Source organism: Pseudonocardia sp. ICBG601, assembly GCF_020496245.1.
The window spans coordinates 39,056-60,158 of record NZ_JAHLJA010000046.1 but is presented as its reverse complement, the minus strand read 5'-3'; the positions used below and the strand labels follow the sequence as shown (position 1 = coordinate 60,158).

Genomic DNA, 21,103 nt, shown 5'->3' with positions numbered 1-21,103 from the left:
CCGCACGGGTCAGTCGCCGGTGAGCCGCTCGCGCAGCCGCGACAGCGTGCGGGACAGCAGCCGGGACACGTGCATCTGGGAGATGCCCAGGTCGGCGGCGATCTGGGACTGGGTCCGGTCGCCGTAGAAGCGCAGCACCAGGATGCGGCGCTCGCGCTCGGGCAGCTCGGCCAGCGCCGCGCGCATGCCCGGGCCGTGGGCCGCCAGGTCCAGCGCCGGGTCCTCTCCGCCCAACCGCTCGACGAGCGGCAGGGTCTGACCGGGGCCGTCGCCGTCGCCGACGGGGGCGTCGAGGGACCTGGCGTGGTGCGACTCCAGCGCGCCGAGCGCATCGACGACCTCGTCGACCGACACGCCGGCCTCCTCGGCGATCTCCGACGGCCGCGGCGGGCGCCCGAGGCGCTGGCCCATCTCGTCGGCGATCCGGCCGACCGCGACGGCCAGCTCCTTGAGGTCGCGCGGCACCCGCACCGACCACGAGTGGTCGCGCAGGTGACGCTTCATCTCGCCGCGGATGCTCGGCACCAGGTAGCCCAGCGGGCCCCCGGTCGCCGACCCCGGGTCGTACCGGTCGACCGCCTTGACCAGGCCGAGCATGCCGGCCTGCTCGATGTCCTCGGCGCCCCGGCCGGGAGCGGCGAAGCGCCGGGACAGGTTGCGCACCAGGGGACGGAACTCGGTGATGACGTGGTCGCGCAACGCCGCCCGGCCGGGTGCACCGTCCGGGGTGGCCGCCAGCTGGTGCAGGTCGGGGATGAGGTCGTCGTAGCCGTGGCGGCCGTCGCGGGTGCGCTCCGCGGGCCGGGTGGGAAGTGTGGGACTGTGCATGGTCCCTCGCAATCGCCGATGGCAGTGCGGGGTCCGCTGCGTGTTGAACGGATCTCGGATCGGCTCCCTCGGGCACGGTACGTATCGGAGCCGGACGATCACCGTAACCCCGGGCCGCGGCCCCCACAACCCGTCGGAGCCGCTGCCGGGCAACGCCGTGACCGCACCCCTCGTCGGGCGCGGCGCGTCCGACGAGGGGTGCGCTCGTCTCCGGGGAGTCGGTGGTCGGTCAGGCGTCGACCTCGGCGACGGTGGCGCCCTCCGCGGCGCGCTGCACCGCCTCGCAGCCCTTGTGCGCCGCCGCCTTCGTCTCGTAGGCCTCGCCGACCGCGACGACCTGTCCGTTGCTCGCCTTGAGCCGGAACCGGAACTTTCCGCCCCGGTCCTCGTACACCTCGAACTTGCCTGCCACAGGGACCTCCTCGTCTCGACCGGTACCCGCGGTTGCTGCGGATGGGGGCGCACGTTAGTCCAGATGGCGTTGCGATGTGGAACGACGCGGCGGGCCCGGGGTCACCGGTCCCGGTGGTCCCGGAAGGGTCTCAGCGGGCTCTCAGCGGGCCGTGACCTTCTCAGGGGCACCACAGCGTCCGGGTCCTAGCGTCCCGGACATGCCGACTGCACTGGTGACCGGAGCGAGCCGAGGGCTCGGCGCCGTCTACGCCCGCGAGCTCGCCGAGCGCGGGTACTCCGTCGTCCTCGTGGCGCGCGACGCCGCCCGCCTCGCCGAGGTCGCCGAGTCCGTCGGCCGGGCCACCGGCGCGATCGTGGAGACGCTGCCCGCCGACCTCACCGACCCGGCGGGGCTGGCCGCCGTCGAGCGCCGGATCACCGACCGGGACCTGCCGATCGACGTGCTGGTCAACAACGCGGGCGTCGAGACCGACGCGGTGTTCGCCGAGGCGCCGGTCGAGGTGCTCACCGGCGAGATCGACCTCAACGTGACGGCCCTGATGCGCCTCACCCGCGCGGCGGTCCCGGCGATGACCGCCCGCGGCCACGGAGGGGTCCTCAACATCGCGAGCGTCGCTGGGTACCTGCCCTCGGGGGGCAACGCCTACGGCGCGTCGAAGTCCTGGGTGCTGGCGTTCAGCGACACCGTCGCGGCGTCGCTGCACGGCACCGGGGTGACCGTGACCGCAGTCGCCGCGGGCCGGATCCGGACCGACGACGACCCGCAGGGCCCGCTGTGGCTCGACTCCCGCGACGTCGTGCGCCGTTCGCTCGACGACCTGGCCCGCGGCCGCACGCTGTCCGCGCCGGGCTGGGTGTACCGGGCGCTGGTCGGCTACCTGGAGGCGCCGCGCACCGCGCTGCGGCTGGCCGCACGGGTCGCGGGCCGGGGCCGGGAGCGCTGCGAGCGGCTGGAGCGGGGGAGCGGGCACACCCGGCCGTCGCCGGTCCCGACGCCGTTCCGCGACGAGCCCGCTCCGTCCCGGCCGCTGCCCGCCGTGGCGGTGGGCCCGGCGACGCCGGTGCCGCCGGTCCTGCCCGAGGAGCCGGTGCGGCCCGCGCACGTCGCCGCCGCGACCGTCCCGGCGCCGCGGGTGTCGGGCACCGGGCCGCTGCCCGTCGTGACCCGTCCGGCCGTGGCAGGGTCCGGGGCCCTCCCGGGTCGCCCGACCGCCGCGCGGGCGGCCACCTCCGCGACGGCCCGCGCCGCCGTCCGCAGGCTGCCCGCCGCCCCCCGTCCGGTGCAGCCGGCCCGCGAGGTCGCGACCGTCCGGCTCGCCGCGGGCTGAGAGCCCCGGGCCGGCTCCGGGGCCGGTTCCGGGCCGTCGGCGGGGACCGCGCGTTCGACGGCGGAAACGGACAGATGTGACGAGGCTCGCGTACCCCCCCGTTGTCGGAACCCAGAGCCATGCCCTAGCGTTTGCCCGGTCGAAGGGGAGTACTCCCGAACACGGCGTCGCCGTCAATACGGAACCAGGACGAGCTGGTCCCGGTGGCGCCGGTCCATCGCGGTCACCGCGGCGGGCGGAGGAGACCTTCAGCGCCCCTATCTGCGCTGGAGGATCCCGCAATGAATGTTCCCCTCTGGGTGTGGCTGGCGACGGTCGCCGTCGTCATCGGCATGCTCGTGTTCGACTTCGTCGGGCACGCCCGTGACCCGCACGAGCCCACGCTGCGCGAGTCGGCGATCTGGTCGGCCGGCTACATCGCGATCGCCCTGCTGTTCGGCGTCGGTGTCGGTGTCTTCTCGGGCTGGCAGTACGGCGGCGAGTACATGGCCGGCTGGCTGACCGAGAAGGCCCTCTCGGTCGACAACCTGTTCGTCTTCCTGCTGATCATGACCAGCTTCGCGGTGCCGAAGGTGCACCAGCAGAAGGTGCTGCTGATCGGCATCGCGATAGCGATCGTCATGCGCGGTGCGTTCATCGCGGTCGGTGCGGTGATCATCGAGCAGTTCGTCGCGGTGTTCTACCTGTTCGCGATCATCCTGTTCTGGCTCGCCTGGTCCCAGATCCGCGAGGCGCTGTCCTCCGACGACCACGAGCAGGCCGACGCCGGTGACTCGAGGCTCATCCGCCTGGTCCGCAGGGTGCTGCCCACCTCCACCGAGTACGACGGCGCGAAGCTCGTCACCCGCATCGACGGCAAGCGGCTCCTCACCCCGATGGCGCTGGTCATCGTCGCGATCGGGCTGACCGACCTGCTGTTCGCGTTCGACTCGATCCCGGCGATCTTCGGCCTCACCCAGGAGCCGTTCCTGGTGTTCACCGCGAACGCCTTCGCCCTGCTCGGCCTGCGCCAGCTGTACTTCCTGATCGGCGGCCTGCTGGAGCGCCTGATCTACCTGGCGCACGGCCTCTCGGTGATCCTCGCGTTCATCGGCGTCAAGCTCACCCTGCACGCGCTGCACGAGAACAACGTGCCGTTCATCAACGGCGGGCAGCCGGTGCCGGTGCCCGAGGTGCCGATCTGGCTGTCGCTGCTGGTCATCACCGGGACGATCGCCGTCGCCGCCGTCGCGAGCCTGGTGGTCTCGCGCCGCCGCGCCGCCGCGGCCGGTGACGCCCCCTCCGGTGCTGCCGGCACCGGCTCCGAGGGCACCGGCTCCGACGACGGCGGGGCCGCCGGTCACGGCGACGCCACCGGCCACGGCGACGCCACCGGCCACGGCGACGACACCGGGCACGGCGACGACACCGTGCGCGCGGGTCAGAGCCCCAGCACCAGCCGGGCGACCGAGAAGTAGATCAGCAGCCCGGTCGCGTCGACGAGGGTCGTGACCAGGGGAGCGGACACCACCGCCGGGTCGATTCCGACCCGGCGGGCCAGCAGCGGCATCGTCGCGCCGACCGTCGCCGCCCAGCCGCAGATCGCCACCAGGGTCACCGCCACCACGACGGCGACCTGGACCCCGACCAGCAGCGACGCGACGAGCAGGCCGAGCGCGCCGAGCAGGGTGCCCAGCAGCAGCCCGACCCGTAGCTCCCGCCAGACGACGGCGGGCAGGTCGGCCAGCCGCACCTCCCCGACGGCGATCGCCCGACCGCCGCCGACGCGGACTGGGCACCGGCGTTGCCGCCGGTGCCCACGAGCAGCGGGATGAACAGGGCCAGTGCGGTGACCTGCTCCAGGGCGTCCTCGAAGATCTGGAGCACGTTGACCGTGAGCACCGCGGCGAGCAGCAGCACCGCCAGCCACACCGCGCGGGTGCGCGCCAGCTTCGTGACCCGCACGTACATGTAGTGGCCCGACCACGGCGTCGCACCGGACTGACGGGCGGTGTCCTCGGTGTCGGCCCGCTCCAGGATCTCGACGGCGTCGTCGATGGTGAGCAGGCCCAGCAGCCGGTCCTCGGAGTCGACGACCAGCAGGTCGAGCAGGTTCGCCTCGCCCATCAGCCGTGCGGCGTCCTCGGCGGTGTCGGTGGCCCGCACCCGTGGGGCGCCGTCGTCGACGAGGTCGGCGACGGCGTCGTCCGGGCGGGCCAGCACCAGGTCGCGCAGCGAGACGGTGCCGATCACCCGGCGCCCGGCGTCGGTGACGGCGAGGGTGTAGACGGTCTCGGCCCGGGCGCCCTTGCGCCGCACGACGGCCAGCGCCTCGGTCACGCTGCTGTGCAGCGGTACGGCGACGGTCTCCGGGGTCATCACCCGCCCGACCGAGCCGTCGGGGTAGCCCAGCAGCGCCGCGGTCATCTCCCGCTCCGAGGCCGAGAGCCCGGCGAGCATCCGGGTCGCGACCTTCGCGGGGGCCTCGCCGAGCATCCGTGCGCGGTCGTCGGGATCCATGTCCTCGACCAGGGCGGTCACCGCGTCGTCGCGCAGCCCGGCCAGCAGCTCCTGCTGGTCGACCGGGTCGAGCTCCTCGAACACGTCGAGCGCGCGGTCCTTGTCGAGCAGCCGGAACACCCATCCCGCGTCGACCGGTTCCATCCGGGCCAGCGCGTCGGCGATCTCGTGGGCGGGCCGTCCGTCGAGCCGGTCGAGGACTCCGGCGGGGTCGTGGCGTTCGACGAGATCGGTCCAGCGTTCCATGCGGCCGATCCTGCCGCCGGGGCCTGCCGCGTGCAGCGGCGGGAGTATGTCCGTTTCGGTAGGATCGGTGACATCTTCAGCACATCCCGGATGGCTGTGGCCGGGAGCGGGAACCCGGTCGGTGGCACCGAGGAGGTCACGATGTCCGTCACACCCCCGCCCCTGCCGCCGTCGTCGCCCGGCGGGGGACCGGCGATCCCGATCCGCACCCGTCCGCGCGGCCCCTGGACCGCGACGAGGAGCTCCGCCTCTCCGCCCTCGAGCAGGAGCTGCGCCGTTCCGACCCGCGGCTCGACACCGAGCTGACCGCACCGCACCGGCCATCGCGCGCCGCGGGCGGCCGTGCCGACCGGATCCTGCAGGCCGTCGCGATCACCGTGATCGTGCTGGTCCTCGTGCCGGGCGACTGGATCGCCGGGCTGCTGTCGTTCGGGCTGCTGCTCGGCATCCCGGTGGTGATGGCCTGGATCGCCGTCCGCGCGCACCGGGAGAACGTCGCCCGGGAGCAGGCCGAGGGCCGCGACGACGAGCGCCCCTGAGCGCCGGGCCCGCCGCGGCCCGATCGGATCCGGCGGCGCCGTCGACCAGCGTCGACCGCGGGAGCCACCGTCGAGCACGACGCTACCGTCAGCGGCACCGTCAGCCCGCGGTCGGAGCCGCCGTCGCCGCCTCGGTCGGGTCGGTCGTCGAGCGGACGGCCGGGAGCCCGAGGTGCTCGCGCAGCGTCGTCCCCGTGTAGTCGGTGCGGAACGACCCGCGCTCCTGCAGCAGCGGCACGACCGTGTCGGCGAACTCGTCGAGCCCGCCCGGGGTGACGTGCGGGACGAGCACGTAGCCGTCCGCGGCGTCGGACTGCACGGCGTCGTCGATCGCGTCGGCGACCGTCCGGGGGCTCCCGACGAAGGTGTGCCGCCCGGTCACCTCGATCACCGTCTCCCGCAGCGAGAGGCCCTTTTCCGCGGCGAGGGCGCGCCACTGGTCGGCGACGGCCTTCGGGTCCCGGTACTGGCGCACGCTGGCGCGGCCCTTCGACACCAGCTCGCCCTCGACCGGGTCGAACTCGGGCAGCGGGCCGTCCGGGTCGCGGTCGGACAGGTCGGTGTTCCAGAGCTGCTCGGCGAACACGATCGCGGTCTGCGGGCTGACCTGCTGGGAGCGGATCACCTCGGCGCGCTCGGCGGCCTCGGCGTCGGTGTCACCCAGCACGTACGTCGCGGCGGGCAGGATCTTCAGGTCGTCCCAGGCCCGGCCGTAGCGGGCGAGGCGGCCCTTCACGTCGGCGAGGAACGCCCGTCCGGCCTCGGGCTCCGCGTGCCGGGAGAAGATCGCGTCGGCCGACGCGGCGGCGAACTCGCGCCCCTCCTCGGAGTCCCCGGCCTGCAGGATCACCGGGCGGCCCTGCGGGCTGCGCGGCAGCGAGAACCGGCCGTGCACGTCGAACTGGTCGGAGGTGTACGCGAACTCGCCGCGGTCGCCCGCGCCGGTGCGCGAGTCCCAGATCGCGGCGGTCGCGGCCAGCTGCTCCTTCGCCCGGGAGTAGCGCTTCTCCTTCGGCAGGAAGCCGCCGCGGCGGAAGTTCTCACCGGTGAACGCGTCCCACGAGGTCACCACGTTCCAGGCGGCCCGGCCGCCGGACAGGTGGTCCAGCGACGCGAACTGGCGGGCGACGTCGTAGGGCTCGGTGAAGGTGGAGTTGATCGTGCCGGCGAGGCCGAGCCGGTCGGTGACCGCCGCCAGGGCGTTCAGGATCGTGAAGGTGTCCGGGCGGCCCATCACGTCGAGGTCGTAGATCTCGCCGCGGTGCTCGCGCAGGCGCAGGCCCTCGGCGAGGAACAGGAAGTCGAACCTCGCCCGCTCGGCCGTCCGCGCGAAGTGCGCGAACGACTCGAACTCGATGTGGCTGCCGGACGCCGGGTCGCTCCAGACCGTGGTGTTGTTGACGCCCGGGAAGTGGGCGGCGAGGTGGATCTGCTTGCGTGGCATGCGTGTCCTCCCGACGTGGCTCCTACCGGTGCAACACCCTCCGGGCCAGGGTGTTCCCGAGCAGCTGCGCGCACTGCACGACGACCACGATGATCGCCACCGTCAGCAGCGTCACCGGCCAGTCGAACTGCTGGTAGCCGTAGGTGATGGCGAAGTCGCCCAGCCCGCCGCCGCCGACGTAGCCGGCCATCGCCGACATGTCGACGACCGCGACGAACACGAACGTGTAGCCGAGCACCAGCGGTGCCAGCGCCTCGGGTACGAGCACGCTCCACACGATCCGGAACCGGCTCGCGCCCATCGCCCGCGCCGCCTCGACGACGGCCGGGTCCACCGACACCAGGTTCTGCTCGACGATGCGGCCGATGAAGAACGTCGCCATCGCGACCATGGGGAACAGCACCGAGCGGGTGCCGATCGTCGTGCCCATCACGAGCAGGGTCAGCGGGCCCACGGCGGTGATGAAGATGATGAACGGGATCGGCCGCACGATGTTGACCAGCACGTTCAGCACGCCGAACACGGCGCGGTGCGCGTACAGGCCGCCGGGACGGGTGGTGTGCAGGGCGACGCCGAGCAGCAGCCCGAGCAGCCCGGCCAACAGCATCGTCCAGAACACCATGTAGGCGGTCTGGAGCACCGACAGCCACAGCACCGGGCTCAGGGTCTCCCAGTCGGCCTTCATGCGGACTCCTCGTCCTGGGTGGTGACGGCGTCCGGGGTGACCCGGGTGATGCGCGAGAGCTCGTCGACGCAGGCGTCGACGGCGTCGTCGTCGCCGGTCAGGGCCAGGGTGAGGCTGCCGACGGGGCGACCGGACAGCTCGCGGATGCCGCCGTGCACCACGGTCGCGCGGACCCCGTGTGCGGCCGGGACCCGCGCGATCGCGTCCTGGGCGTCGGCGGCGGCCGAGCCGGGCCCGCCGACGCCGACGGTCACCAGCCGGCCGGGGTGCCGGTCGCGCAGCCGGGCGAGCGTCTCCGGCGACGGCACGTCCTGCAGGACGCCGTGCACGAAGCGGCGCGTCGCCGGGTGCGACGGCGCGGCGAACACGTCGTACACCTCGCCGTCCTCGATGACCTTGCCCTGCTCCATGACCACGACCCGGTCGCACACGTCGGCGACGACCTCCATCTCGTGGGTGATCACGACGACCGTGGTGCCCAGCTCGCGGTTGACCCGGCGCAGCAGGGCCAGCACCTCCCGGGTCGTCTCCGGGTCCAGCGCGCTGGTCGCCTCGTCGGCGAGCAGGATCGACGGCGACGTGGCGAGCGCCCTGGCGATGCCGACCCGCTGCTTCTGCCCGCCGGACAGCCGGGCCGGGTAGCGCCCGGCCAGCTCGGCGAGCCCGACGAACTCCAGCAGCTCCGCGACGCGGGCCCGACGCTCCTCCCGCGAGCGGCCGGCGACGGCGAGCGGGTAGCCGACGTTGCCGGCGACCGTGCGCGAGTTCATCAGCGCGAACTGCTGGAAGATCATCCCGACCTCGCCGCGCAGCTCGCGCAGCCCCCGCTCGGACAGCTCGGAGGTGACCCGCCCGCGCACCGTGACGGTGCCCGCCGTCGGCAGCTCCAGTGCGTTGATCATCCGGACGAGCGTGGACTTTCCCGCCCCCGACCAGCCGATCACGCCGGTGATCCCGCCCTCGGCGATGTCGAGGTCCACGTCGTCGACGGCGGTGACCCCGGGCCGCGGCGGGCCGGGAACGTGCGGGTCGCGCCCGAGAACGAGATCACCGGCTCCGCCATCAGCGTGCCCGCAGCTGCTGCTCGATGCCGGCCAGGGTCTGGCGCAGGTCCTCCGCGGAGTTGTCGCGGAACACACCGCCGTCGCCGAGGTCGCGGCGGGCGGCGGCGAGGACCTCCGGGTCGTGGTAGATCCGGACCAGCGTCGCGTACACCGGGTCGTCGGCCTGGTCGGCCCGGGCGACGAACAGGTTGATGTAGGGCTTGGCCTTCTCCGAGTCCGGGTCCTCCTGGTAGAGGACCTGGTCCTGGGTCAGGTCGGCCGACTGCGCGTAGTTGTTGTTGACGATCGCGGCGTCGGCGCTCGCCAGGTTCGCCGCGGTCTGGGCCGCGTCGACCGGGGTGACGGTGACCTTCGAGGCGGCGCGGTCGATGTCGGCCGGGGTGGAGGTGGTGGTGCCCCCGTCGGTCAGCCTGAGCAGCCCGGCGGACTGCAGGACGGTCAGCGCCCGGGCCTGGTTCACCGCGTCGTTCGGGATGACGACCTGCCCGCCCTGCGGGATCTGCGCCAGGTCGGTGTGCTTCGTGGAGTACAGCGGCAGCGGGTACACCGCGGTCGCGCCGACCGGCACCAGCGTGTCGTTGTTCTGGACGTTGTAGTTCGCCAGGTACTGCAGGTGCTGGAACTGGTTGAGGTCCAGCTGGCCCTGGGCCAGAGCCGGGTTCGGCTGGTTGTAGTCGGTGAAGTTGGTCAGCTCGACGGTGATGCCCTGGGCGGCGGCCTTGTCGGTGAAGACCTTCCAGTAGGGCTCGGCGCCGTCGGAGACGCCGATCCGGACGGTCCGCGACCCGCTCTCACCACCACCGGACGAGGACTCGCCGGGGGCGGAGCAGCCGGCCGCCAGCACGGCGAGCACGGCGACGGGGACCAGCAGGGACAGTGCGCGTGGCAGGCGCATCGGACTTCCTCTCGGCTCCGGCCCCGGGACGGGTCGCGTCCGGGTGCCGGTGCGGCGGTGCAGCGGGGGGATGTGCCGGGCACCGGGTACGGCGCCCCGCGAAGGTGACGCCGGGCGGGAGCAGGTGCTCCGGGGGCGTGACCGGGGAGACCGGGCCACCGGACCGGGTCCCGCCGGGTGGGCGCGACCGGCCGCGGCGGGGCGGTCGGCACGATCGGAGAACCTACATCGGACGAACCACCCGGACCGCACCGCCGCGACGAAGCTCACGGTGGCCGGGCGTGGCGTCCGGAACCCGGCCGACCGGAGCCGACCGGAGCCGACCGGGGCCGGTCGCTCAGCGGGGCGGCTCGGCGAGCAGGCCCCGCCGGCGCAGCTCGGGCAGTACACCCTCGCCGACCCGGTAGGCCTCCTCCAGGTGCGGATAGCCCGACAGCACGAACTCGTCGATCCCCAGCTCGTGGTACTCGGCGATCCGGTCGGCCACCTCGCTGTGCGACCCGACCAGCGCGGTCCCCGCACCGCCCCGGACCAGGCCCACCCCGGCCCAGAGGTTCGGCGCGATCGTCAGCGCGTCGGCCGAGCCGCCGTGCAGCGCGAGCATCCGTTGCTGTCCGACCGACTGGCTGGCCCGCAGGGTCGCCTGGGCGCGCTCGATCTCGGCCGGGTCGAGCGCGTCGAGTAGCCGGGCTGCCTCGGCCCACGCCTCGTCGGCGGTGTCGCGGGTGATCACGTGCAGCCGGATGCCGAAGCGGGGGCTGCGGCCCAGGTCGTCGGCGAGCTTGCGGACCCGCCCGATCTTCTCGGCGACGGCAGCGGGTGGCTCGCCCCAGGTCAGGTAGACGTCGGCGTGCCGGGCGGCGACCGGCAGCGCGGCGTCGGAGGAGCCTCCGAAGTAGACCGGGGGCAGCGGGTCCGGCGGGGAGAGGGTGGTGGCGCCGTCGACGTCGTAGTGGGCGCCGGTGAAGTCGAACGGCTCGGGTGACCAGGCGCCGCGCAGCACGGTGAGGAACTCGTCGGTGCGGGCGTAGCGCTCGTCGTGGGAGGCGTGGTCGCCGAAGCGGCGCTGCTCGACGGCATCCCCGCCGGTGACGATGTTGAGCATCAGCCTGCCGCCGGAGACGCGCTGGTAGGTGGCGGCCATCTGGGCGGCGAGCGTCGGGGAGAGCACACCGGGCCGGAACGCGACGAGGTAGCGCAGCGTGCGGGTCTCGCGCAGCAGCGCCGCGGTGGTCAGCCAGGCGTCCTCGCAGAAGGTTCCGGTCGGGGTGAGGACGCCGTGGAAGCCCTGGGCCTCGGCGGCCCTGGCGATCTGGGCGAGGTAGTCGATGCTCGCCTCGCGGGCCGTCGAGCCGGCCTCGCCGCGGTCGGCGTGCCGGCGGGCGACGATGGTGCGGCCGTCGCCGGAGGTGGGCAGGAACCAGTGCGGGACGATGCTCATGGTGCTCCCGTCCGTCGGTCGGTGGGGGTGCCCGGGATGCCGTCCCGGGCCGCGGCCAGCGTGGTGGCCTCGAAGCGGCGGTCGACGAACGCGCCGACGTCCGCCCGGCCGGGGATCACCCCGGCCTCGGAGAACGCGTCGGCCAGCGCCTGCTGGGAGGCGACGACGGTGTCGTCGAGCGGGACCGGCAGGTCCGGGCCGCGTGCGACGGCCCGCCGGGTGATCGGCAGCGGGATGGTCGTCTCCTCGCTCCACACCCGGGCCCGCTGCTCGCGGTGGGAGTCGGAGTAGACCTGGGCGGCCGCGACCCGGGCGAGGTAGTCGGCCAGCGCGGCGCTGCGGGCCGGGTCGGCGAGGGTGGCGTTGGACGCGACCTGGAAGCCGTAGCCGTTCGCGTTGCCGGTGCCGTCGGCGACGATCCGGGCGCCGGCGTCGAGCTCGGCCTGGGAGGTGTAGGGGTCCCAGACGGCCCAGGCGTCGACGTCGCCCTGGCGGAACGCGCCGTAGGCGTCGGCGGGGGCGAGGAAGGTCAGGTCGACGTCGTCGAGGGTCATCCCGGCGGCCCGCAGCGTGGACAACACCTGCCCGTGCGCCGACGTGCCCTTCCCGACGGCGATCCGCGCCCCGCGCAGGTCGGCGACGGTGCGGATCGGCGAGTCGCGGCGCACGAGGATCGCGTCGCTGGTGACGTTGCCGCGGTTGGCCGACACGACCTGCACCCGGGCGCGCGCCGCGGCGGCGAAGATCGTCGGTGTGTTGCCGGTGCCGCCGACGTCGATCGCGCCGGCCCGGGCCGCCTCGATCAGCGGGGGGCCGGCGGTGAAGGTGCGCCACTCGATCCGGTAGGGCAGGTCGTCGAGGAGATCGGCGGCCCGCAGCAGTGACCGGGAGCCGCCCTTCTGGTCCCCGACGACGAGGGTCACCCCGGCCAGCGCGGCCGGGTCGACCGGCGGCTGCACCGGGGGCCGGGACACCGGGACCGAGGAGCACCCGGCGAGCACCAGCGCCGCGACCGCGACGGCCAGGACGGTGACCCGCCGGCGCACCCGCGCGGCGGTCGTCGCACCCGCCGCACGGGTCGCGACGACCGCATCCGGGGTGCGACGGGGACGCTCACGCGGCATCGGCGGCGACCCCCAGCTCGTCGAGCACGGTGCGGCGCAGCGCGGCGAGCCGCTCGGGGTCGCGCGGGCGGTCGCCGGGGCGGTGCTCGTCGCCGATGCGGCCGTCGGTCAGCACCAGCACCCGGTCGGCGAGCAGCAGCGCCTCGTCGACGTCGTGGGTCACGAGCAGCACGCCGGGGCGGTGCCGGTGCCACAGGTCGAGGACGAGCCGGTGCATGGTGATGCGGGTCAGCGCGTCCAGCGCGCCGAACGGCTCGTCGAGCAGCAGCAGGTCCGGCTCGCGGACCAGGGCCCGGGCCAGCGACGCCCGCTGGGCCTCGCCGCCGGACAGGGTCAGCGGCCAGGCGTCGGCCCGTGCGGTCAGCCCGACCTCGGCGAGCGCGGCGTCGGCGACCCCGGCGGGGGTGTCGCCGCCCAGGTCGCGGTGCAGGCCGAGCGCGACGTTGTCGCGGACCGTGCGCCACGGCAGCAGCCGCGGCTCCTGGAAGGCCACCGCGACCGAGCCGGGCACCTCGACGGTGCCCGACACCCCGGCGTCGGAGGCGTCGTCGAGGCCGGCGAGCAGCCGCAGCAGCGTCGACTTGCCCGAGCCGGACCGGCCGAGCAGGGCGACGAACTCGCCGTCGCCGATGGTGAGGTCCAGCCGGTCGAGGACCCGGCGGCCGTCGAACTCGCGGACCAGGTCGTGCACGCGGGCGCTCATCGGTCGGCCCCCGCCGGTCCGGCCGGGCGCCAGGCCAGGACACGGCGCTCCAGCCGGCGCACCAGGGCGTCGGTGCCCAGGCCGAGCAGCGCGTACACCGCCAGGCCCACGACGATCACGTCGGTGCGCAGGAACTCGCGGGCGTTCATGATCATGTAGCCGAGTCCGGCGTCGGCCGACGTCGTCTCCGCGACGATGATCGACAGCCAGGCGATCCCCAGTGCCAGGCGCAGGCCGGTGAGCGTGGAGGGCATCGCGCCGGGCAGCACCACGTGGCGCAGCTGCTCGGCGCGGGTGAACCCGGACACCGACGTCGCCTCGATCAGCTTCGGGTCCACCCCGCGGACCCCGGAGTGCACGTTGAGGTACATCGGGAACAGCACGCCGAGCGCGACGAGCAGCACCTTCGGCAGCTCTCCGATGCCGAACCACAGGATGAACAGCGGCACCAGGCCGAGGTGCGGCAGCGTGCGCAGCATCTGCACCGGCGGGTCCACGAGCAGCCCGCCCCAGCGCGAGAGCCCCGAGACCACGCCGAGCCCGACCCCGACGACCAGGCCGAGGACCAGCCCGGTCGTGACCCGGGCGAGCGAGACCAGCAGCCCCTCGGGCAGCTCCCCGCTGCGGGTGAGGTCGACGGCGGCGGTCACCACCCGCAGGGGCGAGGCGAGCTCGTCCTCGGCGAGCAGCCCGGTCGACGACGCGAGCTGCCACGCGAGGATCAGGGCGACCGGGGAGATCCAGCGGCGCAGGTCGGGGCGGCGCCGGGTCCGGCGGGCGACGGGTGCGACGACGGGTGACGACGGCGTGGCGGGTGGTGCACCGGCGTCGGCCGGTGCGGGGGTCCAGGTCGTGGACACGATGGCTCCCGGGATTCACGGTGATGACAGGGGTGGGCAGGGGTGGGCGCACGACGGGGCGGCCCCGCGGCACGGGCGGCACGGCGCGGCGGGATCGCCGCGGTCAGCGACAGGTGCAGCCGGCGAGGCGGAGCAGGTCCACGTGGCGACGACGGGTGAGGTCCCGGCCCGGACCGACGGCGACCGTGCGTGACGGGGTGCGCCGGCCGGTGTTCATGCCACCAGGTGACCACGGCGTCCGGACCTTCACAAAACGGTGTCCGGACCGCGGGACGGGTGACAGGAGGTGTGCGGACCGCCGGCTCCCGTGCGTCCCGCTGGGTGGGATCTCAGGCTCGGGTGGCCCATTCCCGCGCCAGCAGCTCCTGCGAGGCGACCCGGTCGGTGTGCCGGTGGGTGATGGTGGTCAGGAGCAGCTCGTCGGCGCCGGTGACGGCGCGCAGCCGCTCCAGACCGTCGGCGACGGCGGCCGGTCCGCCGACGAGGCGGGTCCCGACCCGGTCGGTCACCAGCGCCGGGTCGGCCGGGAGTGCCTCGGCGTCCTCGGGGCGGGGGTAGGGGATGGCGCCCACCCCGGTGCGGATGCTGTGCACCCACGGGGCGAAGCCCGCCGCGATCCGGGCGGCGTGCGCGTCGTCGGTGCCCACGACGACGTCCGCGGACACCATCACGTGCGGTCGGTCCAGCCGGTCCGACGGCCGGAACGCCTCCCGGTAGGCGGCCACGGCGTCGAGCACCGTCGCCGGGCTGACGTGGTAGTTCGCCGCGAACGGCAGCCCACGGCGCCCGGCGAGCACGGCGCTCTCCCCGCCGCTGGAGCCGAGCACCCAGGTCTGCAGGCCGGCCCCCTCGCCGGGGACGGCCCGGACCTGCACCCCGCCCGGGGCCCAGGTGCCGGCGATCAGCCCCTCGACGGCGCCGAGGAACTGCTCGTACGGCGGCGCCTGCGCCCCCGGCTGGCGCAGAGCGACCGTCGTGGCGCGGAACCGGGGCGAGGTCGCGAGCGCGGCGAGCGACACCGGGTCGGGGATCAGCACGCCGTCGACGACGCGGTCGCCGCGTCCGTCCGGTTCGCGGCCCGGCGGGCGCGGCCCGCCGGAGCGGCCGAGTCCGAGGTCGATCCGGCCGGGGTGCAGCCCGTCGAGGGTCCCGAAGTCCTCCACCACCGACAGGGGGGTCCGGTGGCCGGTCTGCACCGCCCCCGAACCGACCCGGATCGTGGTGGTCGCGGCGGCGACGGCGCCCATCAGGACGGCGGGCGATGCCCCCGCGACGCCCGGGTTGAGGTGGTGCTCGGCGAGCCAGAACCGGGCGTAGCCGGCCCGTTCGGCGGAGCGGGCCAGGCCGAGGGTGTCGCGCAGGGCGTCGGCGACGGTCGAACCGGCCGGCACCGGGGAGAGGTCGAGTACGGACAGCGGTACGGGCACGGCGGCAGACCTCCGGACGTGCCCGGGCGGTCGCGACGACCGGGCCGGGCGAGGGGTGTGCGCCCCCGGCGAGCCCGACGCGGGACGTGGGCGGGCCGGGGCGCGGGCTCGGGCGGTGCGCTCCGGGCGGTTACGGCCCGGAGCGACGCCGTCGCCCGCCGATCCTCACCCCGCGCGCGACGGTGGCGCAACCCCGGTGCTGCTTGCTACCGTCGACGTCGTGTCGGCCGCCCCGCCGCGCCGCCCGCCCGCGGGACCGCGCGACGGCCCGGTCCGGCCGGGACGCCCCCGGCGCACCCGCGCTCCGCCGGCGCCCGGCCCCACCCGGCACGTCCGGTGACGACGCGTGCGGCGCGGCCGCGCGTGAGGCGGTGCTTCCCATGAGGTTCCAGGTTCTCGACATCGTTCCGCACGCCCCGCACCCGGTGACCGGCGAGATCGTCGACACCCACGAGCGGCTGCGTCGGGTGGTGGACACCGCGGTGCTCGCCGAGCGGCTGGGGTTCGACTCCTACGCCGTCGGCGAGCGGCACGCCGGAGAGTTCGTCTCGTCCGCGCCCACCGTGCTGCTGGGAGCGATCGCCCAGGCCACGTCCCGGATCCTGCTCTCCACCGGGGTGACGGTGCTGTCGCTGCTCGACCCGGTCCGTGTGGCCGAGGACTACGCGACGGTCGACCAGCTCTCCGGCGGCCGGCTGGAGATCGTGATCGGGAAGGGCAACGAGGACCGGCACTTCCCGATGTTCGGGCTCGAGCTCGGCCGCCAGTACGAGTACCTCACCGAGAACTACGAGCTGCTGCGCCGCCTGCTGCGTGAGGACGGGGTGGACTGGAAGGGCACCCACCACGCCGACCTGGCGGGCGTGACGACCTTCCCACGACCGTTCGCCGGCCCGTTCCGGATCTGGCACGGCTCGGCGACCTCGACCGTCGCCGTCGACCTCGCCGCCCGCTGGGGCGACCCGATCTTCTCGGCGAACGCGCTGCAGCCGCGGGAGAACTACCGCGTCCTCATCGACCGCTACCGGGAGAAGCTCGTCGAGCACGGCCACGACCCGGCGCTGGGCTACGTCGGCTCCGGCTCGGGCGGGCTGTTCCTCGCCGACACCGACGCCGAGGCGATCGCGGAGTACCGCCCGGTCTACGAGGGGTTCGCCGCGAAGATGCGGGCCGCGCACGCCGGGGACGACCGTCCGGGCAAGGCCACCTCGTTCGCGACCGTCGAGGAGGCGGTGGCGCACGGCCCCGCGCTGGTCGGGAGCCCGGAGCGGGTCGCGGCGAAGATCCTCGACTACCACGGGGCCTACGGCCACGACGTCCAGTCGGTGTCGGTCAACCCGGTGCTGCCCTACGCACGCCAGCACGAGGTGCTGACCCGGTTCGCGACCGAGGTGGTGCCGCTGGTGCGTCGCGAGGTGTCGACGACGCTGTGGGGCCCCGACGACGCCGGCCGTGCGGCCGGGTTCACCGCCGCCGCCTGACCCCGGCCCCTCCCACCGGCCGCTGCCCGGCGCGACGGGCGGGCCGGTCGCACTGGTCCAGCGCGACCGGTCCGCCCGTGCGGTGCGGGGAGCGGGACGGCGGTGCCGGGTCAGTCGGCGTCGGGCAGCGCCACCGGGGTCCAGTCGTTGGCGAACTCCAGGCCGCTGCGCTCGAACAGCTGGGTGACCGGGCACCGCCGCGCGGTCTCCGACACCAGCCGCTCGAACTGCTCGGGCGTCGCGTCGGTCTCGACGGTGGCCCGGACCTGCACCCGGTCGAAGTTGGCGTTGCCCTCGGCGCCACCGACGAGCACCGCGGTGTCGAGGTCACCGTGCACCTCGAAGGTCCAGTGGCCCAGGCGGATCCCCAGGTCCTTCGCGACCAGGCTCGCCGTCACCTGGTTGCACGAGGTCAGGGAGCCGAGTGCGTAGAACAGCGGGCTGGGCGCGGAGTCGGCGCCGCCGAAGGCCGGGTAGGCGTCGGCGGTGAAGACGTGCCCGGCGTCGCCCTCGGGGCGCAGGGTCTGGAAGACCCCGGTGCCCTCGGAGTGCACGACGAACGGAACGACGGTCTGCTTCGGACGGACTGCGGTCATGGGTGTCCTCCCGGACGAGGTCGGTGCGGCGGGAACGGGCGTGCGCAGCGGGCCGGCACCGCCGCCGGGCGGGGTGCGGTGGGCTGCGGGCCGAGGGGGTGACCGGGTCAGCGACAGAGTGCGGACCGGGTACGACCCAGGTCCACGTGCAGGCGCGCGACGAGACGCGCGGTTCCGGTCACGGGAGCGATCGTGTCCGATCCGCTCCACGGGCGGCAAGCCACGCCCGCCCCCCCCGTCCGGTCGGTGGACGAACGGCGGTCGCGGTCCGGACAACGTGGGTCTCCGTCCCGCCGGTCGGGAGACCGGGACGGTCCGGCCGGTGTTACGGGGCCGGTGCGTGGTGTTCCTGACAGCGGGTCCGTCCTTGTCCGCGGCACAGCCGTCCGGTATCTGTTCTACGGTGCCGCGGGGGACGACGGCAGGACGCGCGACGTCCGGCCACCGTCCCCGGTGCACGGTCGGCTGCCGCTGACCGTGCACGCCCCGTCCGGCCCGCCGGCCCCTGCTCCCGCGGGCCCCGGTGGAGGGCGAGCTGCACCCGAACCGTGACCGGCGAGCCCTCAGACGACGGAGCCCTCGTCCGCACCCGTGCCGACGGCCGCGCCTGCGGCCGCCCCCCGGCACGTCGTCCGCGCGCGGACGACCCGGCCCACCCCGGCGCCGGTCCGCGCCCCGTGCCCGCCGAGAGGTCCACCGTGTCCGCGTCCACCGACACCCCGTCCGGGGCGGCTCGTGCCGCACCCCCGTCCCCGCGCCGCCTGGCGTTCGACCCCCGTACCGCGCTGCTCCCGGTCCTGTCGGTGCTGGTGTTCCTCGCCGTCTGGCAGGCCGCCGCGGCGAGCGGGGTCTGGAACGAGACGTTCGTGCCGTACCCGTCGACGGTGTGGCGCGCGTTCGTGGAGGTGTCGACCACCCACGACGGCACCCGCGGCTACGGCGGCTACCTGCTGTGGGAGCACCTTTACATGACCCTGCGCCGGGTCCTGGCCGGTGTCGTCCTCGGTGTGGTCGTCGGTGTGCTGGTCGGTCTGCTCATGGGCACCGTCGGCTGGGTCCGCCGGGTCCTGGAGCCGTGGCTGACGTTCCTGCGGGCACTGCCGCCGCTGGCGTACTTCTTCCTGCTGGTCATCTGGCTGGGCATCGACGAGGCGCCGAAGATCACCCTGCTCGCGCTCGCCGCCTTCCCACCGGCGGCCGTCGCCACCACGGCGGCCGTCGCCGCCGCCCCAGTCGGGTTGGTCGAGGCGGCCCGCGCGCTCGGCGCGACCCGCGGCCAGGTGGTGCGGGACGTCATCGTCCCGTCGGCGCTGCCGGAGACCTTCACCGGCATCCGGCTGGCCGTCGGGATCGCCTACTCCTCGGTCGTCGCGGCCGAGCTGTTCAACGGCATCCCGGCATCGGCGGGATGGTCAAGGACGCCAGCAACTACAACAACACCCCGGTCGTGCTCGTCGGCATCTTCGCGATCGGCATCTCCGGCCTGGTGATCGACGCGCTGCTGCGCGCCGTCGAGCGCCGCACCGTTCCGTGGAGGGGACGAGCATGACCACCCGCACCCGACTGACCGCACTGCTCGTGGGCCTGCTGGCCGTCGGCGTCCTCGCCGGCTGCGCCGTCGGCCCTGCCGGGCAGGACTCCGGCAAGCCGACCATCCGCATCGCCTACCAGAGCTTCCCCAGCGGCGACCTGGTCGCCAAGCACAACCGCTGGCTGGAGGACGCCCTGCCCGACTGGAACGTGCAGTGGACCAAGTTCGACTCCGGCGCGGACATCAACACCGCGTTCGTCGCCGGTGAGCTGGACTTCGGTGCGATCGGGTCCAGCCCGGTCGCCCGCGGGCTCTCCGCGCCGCTGAACATCCCGTACCAGGTCGCGTTCGTGCTCGACGTCGCCGGCGACAACGAGGCGCTCGTCGCCCGCAACGCCACCGGGATCACCGACGTCGCGGGGTTGCGCGGCAAGCGGGTCGCCACCGCGTTCGCGTCCACCTCGCACTACAGCCTGCTCGCCGCCCTGGACCGCGCCGGTCTGAAGCCCACCGACGTGCAGCTGATCGACCTGCAGCCGCAGGCCGCGCTGGCTGCCTGGGAGCGCGGCGACGTCGACGCCGTCTACACCTGGCTGCCGACCCTCGACGAGCTCCGCAAGACCGGGAAGACCCTGGTCACCAGCCGCGAGCTGGCCACGGCCGGCAAGCCGACCCTCGACCTGGGGGTGGTCTCCACCCCGTTCGCCGAGCAGCACCCCGAGGTCGTCGACACCTGGCGCAAGGTCGAGGCCCGCGCCCTGGAGACCGTGCGCAACGACCCGCAGGCCGCCGCGCAGGCCGTCGCCGCCGAGATCGGCACGACCCCCGAGAACGCCGCGTCCCAGCTGAAGCAGGGCGTGTTCCTGTCCCCGCAGGAGCTGGCCTCCGCCGAGTGGCTCGGCACCGACGGCGCCCCGGGCAACCTCGCCCAGAACCTGCAGAGCGCCGCCCAGTTCCTCGCCGCGCAGAAGCAGATCCCCACGGCGCCGGACCTCGCGACCTTCCAGAAGGCGATCTACACGAAGGGTCTCCCGGATGTCCTCGCCGCAGGCTGACACCGACGCTGACACCGACGCCGACACCGATACGGACCCCGACACCGGGGCCGTGGCGGGGGAGGGAGTGCCGGCGATCGCCGCGTCCGGGCTCGGGCACTCCTACCCGGGCCGCCGGGACCGGGTCCACGCGCTCGGACCGCTCGACCTGACCGTCGAGCGCGGCGAGTTCCTGGTGCTGGTCGGGGCCTCGGGCTGCGGCAAGTCGACTCTGCTCCGGCTGGTCGCCGGGTTCGAGCGGCCCACCGACGGGACGCTGACCGTCGCCGGCCGGGCACCCGAGCCGGGTGTCGGCGCCGGCGTGGTGTTCCAGCAGCCGCGGCTGTTCCCGTGGCGCAGCGTCGGCGGCAACGTCGACCTCGCCCTGAAGTACGCGGGGGCGAACCCGTCCGACCGTCCCGTGGCCCGCGAGGGGCTGCTGGAGCGGGTCGGGCTCACCGGTGTCGCGGACCGGCGGATCTGGGAGATCTCCGGCGGCCAGCAGCAGCGGGTCGCGATCGCCAGGGCGCTGGCCGCCGACCGGGACCTGCTGCTGCTCGACGAGCCCTTCGGTGCGCTCGACGCGCTCACCCGCGAACGCCTGCAGGACGACGTGCGCCGGGTCAGCCACGAGACCGGCCGGACCAGCGTGTTCGTCACCCACTCCGCCGATGAGGCGGTGTTCCTCGGCTCCCGGTCCGCGCTTGACACCGGATCGGTGCGTCGGCTGCAGTGGTGAGGTCCATCCAGAGCGGTCGAGAGTCCCGGCTCGTCGACGCCGCAGCAACCCGCCCCGTTCCGGGCAGGGTGCTACCGCCGGGTCCGATGGGAGACCCCGATGCCCCACCGCCCCGCGAGACACCGGCCCGACGCCGGGCAGCGGGCCCGGATCCGGCTGCGCTGGGTCCGTCGCCGGCACGTCGACCTGTGCCGCACCGGCGCCGCGCTCTGTCGCTGACCTCTC

20 protein-coding genes, 1 pseudogene and 1 riboswitch are annotated in these 21,103 nt (G+C 74.6%); of the genes and pseudogenes, 7 read left to right on the top strand and 14 right to left on the bottom strand.

All coding sequences use genetic code 11. From position 1 onward, the window contains the following. Positions 1-9 precede the first annotated feature (9 nt). Positions 10-828, bottom strand: coding sequence for a SigB/SigF/SigG family RNA polymerase sigma factor (locus KPL57_RS16705; protein WP_226352320.1), 819 nt, complete (start codon positions 826-828; stop codon positions 10-12). A gap of 229 nt (positions 829-1,057) precedes the next feature. Further along, positions 1,058-1,240 (bottom strand): DUF1508 domain-containing protein, encoded by a 183-nt coding sequence (locus tag KPL57_RS16700; protein WP_020622520.1) that lies wholly within the window; start codon positions 1,238-1,240, stop codon positions 1,058-1,060. Positions 1,241-1,439: 199 nt separating this feature from the next. Here KPL57_RS16700 and KPL57_RS16695 point away from each other — a divergent pair, with 199 nt between their 5' ends. Next, positions 1,440-2,570 carry an SDR family oxidoreductase gene (locus KPL57_RS16695; protein WP_226352319.1) on the top strand — a complete coding sequence of 377 codons (1,131 nt, stop codon included), beginning with the start codon at positions 1,440-1,442 and terminating at the stop codon, positions 2,568-2,570. Between the two features lie 281 nt (positions 2,571-2,851). Beyond that, entirely contained in the window at positions 2,852-4,027 is a 1,176-nt protein-coding gene (locus KPL57_RS16690) for a TerC family protein (RefSeq protein WP_226352318.1), read from the top strand. On the opposite strand, the pseudogene mgtE reads toward KPL57_RS16690, so the two are convergent. Further along, a pseudogene (gene mgtE / locus KPL57_RS16685) lies at positions 3,991-5,315 on the bottom strand (magnesium transporter). The gene KPL57_RS16690 and the pseudogene mgtE sit on opposite strands and share 37 nt — an antisense overlap. 83 nt (positions 5,316-5,398) lie before the next feature. On the opposite strand from mgtE, the gene KPL57_RS16680 reads away from it, so the two are divergent. Further along, complete coding sequence (locus KPL57_RS16680; protein WP_226352340.1) at positions 5,399-5,854, top strand: DUF3040 domain-containing protein; 456 nt, start codon at positions 5,399-5,401, stop codon at positions 5,852-5,854. A 100-nt stretch (positions 5,855-5,954) separates the two neighbouring features. Here the strand turns inward: KPL57_RS16680 and KPL57_RS16675 are convergent, their stop codons facing one another. The 10 genes from KPL57_RS16675 to KPL57_RS16635 all read right to left on the bottom strand — a co-directional run bounded on the left by KPL57_RS16675 (position 5,955) and on the right by KPL57_RS16635 (position 15,497). After that, entirely contained in the window at positions 5,955-7,298 is a 1,344-nt protein-coding gene (locus KPL57_RS16675; RefSeq protein ID WP_075307440.1) for an NtaA/DmoA family FMN-dependent monooxygenase, read from the bottom strand. Positions 7,299-7,320: 22 nt separating this feature from the next. After that, entirely contained in the window at positions 7,321-7,983 is a 663-nt protein-coding gene (locus tag KPL57_RS16670; protein WP_075333627.1) for a methionine ABC transporter permease, read from the bottom strand. Next, positions 7,980-8,963, bottom strand: coding sequence for a methionine ABC transporter ATP-binding protein (locus tag KPL57_RS69765; RefSeq protein ID WP_226352317.1), 984 nt, complete (start codon positions 8,961-8,963; stop codon positions 7,980-7,982). Before KPL57_RS69765 ends, KPL57_RS16670 begins: the two co-directional genes overlap by 4 nt. 82 nt (positions 8,964-9,045) lie before the next feature. After that, the gene (locus KPL57_RS16660; RefSeq protein WP_226352316.1) at positions 9,046-9,942 is read right to left on the bottom strand and encodes a MetQ/NlpA family ABC transporter substrate-binding protein; all 897 of its coding nucleotides are present in this window, start codon (positions 9,940-9,942) and stop codon (positions 9,046-9,048) included. 337 nt (positions 9,943-10,279) lie between these two features. After that, positions 10,280-11,383 carry an LLM class flavin-dependent oxidoreductase gene (locus KPL57_RS16655; RefSeq protein ID WP_226352315.1) on the bottom strand — a complete coding sequence of 368 codons (1,104 nt, stop codon included), beginning with the start codon at positions 11,381-11,383 and terminating at the stop codon, positions 10,280-10,282. Further along, positions 11,380-12,507 carry an ABC transporter substrate-binding protein gene (locus KPL57_RS16650; RefSeq protein WP_226352314.1) on the bottom strand — a complete coding sequence of 376 codons (1,128 nt, stop codon included), beginning with the start codon at positions 12,505-12,507 and terminating at the stop codon, positions 11,380-11,382. Before KPL57_RS16650 ends, KPL57_RS16655 begins: the two co-directional genes overlap by 4 nt. Then, complete coding sequence (locus KPL57_RS16645; RefSeq protein WP_075307428.1) at positions 12,497-13,210, bottom strand: ABC transporter ATP-binding protein; 714 nt, start codon at positions 13,208-13,210, stop codon at positions 12,497-12,499. The genes KPL57_RS16650 and KPL57_RS16645 overlap by 11 nt, the downstream gene beginning before the upstream one ends. Next, positions 13,207-13,962 (bottom strand): ABC transporter permease subunit, encoded by a 756-nt coding sequence (locus KPL57_RS16640; RefSeq protein ID WP_226352339.1) that lies wholly within the window; start codon positions 13,960-13,962, stop codon positions 13,207-13,209. Before KPL57_RS16640 ends, KPL57_RS16645 begins: the two co-directional genes overlap by 4 nt. 211 nt (positions 13,963-14,173) lie before the next feature. Next, on the bottom strand, positions 14,174-14,287 hold the full coding sequence (locus tag KPL57_RS72235; RefSeq protein WP_020621591.1) for a putative leader peptide: 114 nt from the start codon (positions 14,285-14,287) through the stop codon (positions 14,174-14,176). A gap of 112 nt (positions 14,288-14,399) precedes the next feature. Continuing rightward, on the bottom strand, positions 14,400-15,497 hold the full coding sequence (locus tag KPL57_RS16635) for an LLM class flavin-dependent oxidoreductase (protein WP_226352313.1): 1,098 nt from the start codon (positions 15,495-15,497) through the stop codon (positions 14,400-14,402). Between the two features lie 380 nt (positions 15,498-15,877). Here KPL57_RS16635 and KPL57_RS16630 point away from each other — a divergent pair, with 380 nt between their 5' ends. Then, positions 15,878-16,978, top strand: a complete 1,101-nt coding sequence (locus KPL57_RS16630) for an LLM class flavin-dependent oxidoreductase (RefSeq protein WP_075307424.1) — start codon at positions 15,878-15,880, stop codon at positions 16,976-16,978. Positions 16,979-17,088: 110 nt separating this feature from the next. On the opposite strand, the gene KPL57_RS16625 is transcribed toward KPL57_RS16630, so the two are convergent. Beyond that, positions 17,089-17,574, bottom strand: a complete 486-nt coding sequence (locus tag KPL57_RS16625) for an OsmC family protein (protein ID WP_226352312.1) — start codon at positions 17,572-17,574, stop codon at positions 17,089-17,091. A 698-nt stretch (positions 17,575-18,272) separates the two neighbouring features. Between KPL57_RS16625 and KPL57_RS69760 the strand changes: the two genes are divergently transcribed. The 3 genes from KPL57_RS69760 to KPL57_RS16610 are packed head-to-tail and all read left to right on the top strand — an operon-like array spanning position 18,273 to position 20,878. Next, complete coding sequence (locus tag KPL57_RS69760; RefSeq protein ID WP_226352311.1) at positions 18,273-19,064, top strand: ABC transporter permease; 792 nt, start codon at positions 18,273-18,275, stop codon at positions 19,062-19,064. A gap of 55 nt (positions 19,065-19,119) precedes the next feature. Continuing rightward, positions 19,120-20,160 carry a glycine betaine ABC transporter substrate-binding protein gene (locus KPL57_RS16615; protein WP_226352310.1) on the top strand — a complete coding sequence of 347 codons (1,041 nt, stop codon included), beginning with the start codon at positions 19,120-19,122 and terminating at the stop codon, positions 20,158-20,160. Further along, the gene (locus KPL57_RS16610) at positions 20,141-20,878 is read left to right on the top strand and encodes an ABC transporter ATP-binding protein (RefSeq protein ID WP_226352309.1); all 738 of its coding nucleotides are present in this window, start codon (positions 20,141-20,143) and stop codon (positions 20,876-20,878) included. Before KPL57_RS16615 ends, KPL57_RS16610 begins: the two co-directional genes overlap by 20 nt. After that, a riboswitch (SAM riboswitch) is annotated at positions 20,879-20,971 on the top strand. Positions 20,972-21,103 lie beyond the last annotated feature (132 nt).